Origin of the sequence: Clostridium tarantellae, assembly GCF_009295725.1 — a bacterium.
Classification (GTDB): Bacteria; Bacillota; Clostridia; order Clostridiales; family Clostridiaceae; genus Sarcina; species Sarcina tarantellae.
Window position 1 is genome coordinate 1 of sequence record NZ_WHJC01000415.1, and the last position, 2,295, is coordinate 2,295.

2 protein-coding genes are annotated in these 2,295 nt (G+C 26.6%); both read left to right on the forward strand.

The genetic code is table 11. The annotated features are described in order from the left end of the window. The first annotated feature begins 150 nt into the window (after positions 1-150). On the forward strand, positions 151-1,026 hold the full coding sequence (locus GBZ86_RS15140; RefSeq protein WP_152892036.1) for an ABC transporter ATP-binding protein: 876 nt from the start codon (positions 151-153) through the stop codon (positions 1,024-1,026). 10 nt (positions 1,027-1,036) lie between these two features. After that, positions 1,037-2,293 (forward strand): ABC transporter permease, encoded by a 1,257-nt coding sequence (locus GBZ86_RS15145; RefSeq protein ID WP_152892038.1) that lies wholly within the window; start codon positions 1,037-1,039, stop codon positions 2,291-2,293. Positions 2,294-2,295: the final 2 nt, after the last annotated feature.

The window sequence follows — 2,295 nt, forward strand, 5'->3', positions numbered from 1 at the left end:
TTGTGGTTTTGAGATTCAATTTTAACATGAAATTAGGGGGTCGTTGTTTTTTTATGCAAAAAAACTTTCGAAACCTTGATATATAAAGATTTTAAAAAGAAAAGTAGTGTAGAAACTTTACACTAACATTTAAATTTAGGAGGATTTAATATGGAATTAAAATTTGATAGATTAACAAAAGAATTTAATAACAAAATTGCCGTTAATCCTATTAGTATTACTCTAAAAACAGGAGTTTATGGATTACTTGGAGCTAATGGTGCTGGAAAAACAACTCTTATGAGAATGATATGTGGTGTTCTTACTCCTACATCAGGACATATATTACTAGATGGATATGATATAAATTCCCTAGGTGAAAATTATAGAAAACTTCTTGGCTATCTTCCTCAAGACTTTGGCTATTACCCTGATTTTACTGCTAAGGAGTTTATGTATTATGTAGCTGCCTTAAAAGGAATAAACAAAATAAGTGCAAAATCAAAAACAAAAGAACTTTTAGAATTAGTTGGTTTATGGAATGTTGCAAATAAAAAAATTAAGACTTTTTCTGGAGGAATGAAACAAAGATTAGGAATTGCCCAAGCAGTATTAAACGACCCTAAAATACTGGTGTTAGATGAACCAACAGCAGGACTAGATCCTAAAGAACGTATACGTTTTAGAAATTTAATTTCTAATTTTTCAAAAGACAAGATAGTTATTCTTTCAACTCATATTGTGTCTGATATTGAATATATTGCAGATACAATACTAATGATGAAAGGTGGAAAAATAATTCTTAATAGCCCAAGAGATGGTATTACTAAAGAAATAGAGAAAAAAGTATGGCAATGTGTAATATTAAAAAATGAAGTTGACACTATCAGTAGTAAGTATCGTGTTGTAAATTTACAACATCATAATAATAATCAGGTATACCTTCGTATTGTAAGTGATACAAAACCAAATGAAAATGCAATTAATGTAGATCCAACACTTGAAGATTTATTTTTATATCACTTTGATGATATATTACCACAATAAGGAGGATAATATGAAAGATTTATTAGTGTTTGAACTTAAAAAAATTATAAGAAAAAAATTAAATATAATTGTGATTTTAGGAAGTTTACTTTTAACAATTATACTATTTATAGCTCCAGTTATGCAATTTATATCCTTTAATGAAAATGGGGAACAAGTAAAAGGATTTTCTGCTATTAAACTTGAAAAACAAAGACAAGAAGAAATGGCAGGCATGTTGACAGAAGAAAGAATTACAGAAGATATTTTAAAATATCAACAATTATTTCATAATCCAGCTAATGTAGTTATTGACGATGGAAAAAAAGAATTAAGTGAATCAATTTTTAGTAAATATGTAGCTCCTAAGATGTATTATTTAGGGTTCATTAATAATACTTATACACTTCCTAATTTATATGATTATTCTTTTTCAGAGATAAAAAAATTACCACTAGAAAATGGTGCTAACTTTTATAAACAAAGAAATGAAAAAGTATATAAAATTTTAAATGCTAGTTATGAAGATTGGAATTATTCAGATAAAGAAAAAAACTTTTGGATTGAAAAAAGTAAAGAAGTGTCCGAGCCTTATGAATATGGATATCACGAAGGTTGGAATACAATATTTAATTGCATTGAATTAATGGCACTTCCTATAATAGCAATTTGTATTTGTATTGCATCTGTTTTTGCAGGAGAATATCAATGTGGTGCAGACAATATAATACTCTCTTCTAGATATGGAAAATCAAAATTAATTATAGCAAAAATATTAGCATCATTTATCTTTTCATTTACAGTATATACAATAAATATTTTATTTGCATTAGGAATTATATTACTATGCTTTGGCACAGGTGGATGGAATTTACCTATACAAATTATGAATTCAACCATTCCATATGCTCTTACATTTTTATCAGCAACTATTGTTTCACTAATAACTTTATACTTAATTATGTTTGCAATGGTTTCTATTACACTATTATTATCAGCCAAAATGAAAACACCATTTTCAGTGTTAATTGTGATTATATGTGTGTTAATAGCTCCATTTTTCTTTAAACTTAGTGAAACTAATGGTATTTGGAATCATATTTTTATGCTATTTCCATCTATATCCTGTCAACCAGTATTTTTTCTTGATGCTACAAATTATTTATCCTACCCTTTAACTGGTTTTACAGTAGATATTCTTACAATGAGAATTATAATTTATATGATAATTTGTATGATTTGTATTCCTTGTTCTTATTATGTTTTTAAAAAACATGAAGTAGTTTAAAT

What these genes read in the sequence shown, in the direction of transcription:
- GBZ86_RS15140 (WP_152892036.1), top strand. Translation starts at nt 151, where the DNA reads ATGGAATTAAAATTTGATAGATTAACAAAAGAATTTAATAACAAAATT.
- GBZ86_RS15145 (WP_152892038.1), top strand. Translation starts at nt 1,037, where the DNA reads ATGAAAGATTTATTAGTGTTTGAACTTAAAAAAATTATAAGAAAAAAA.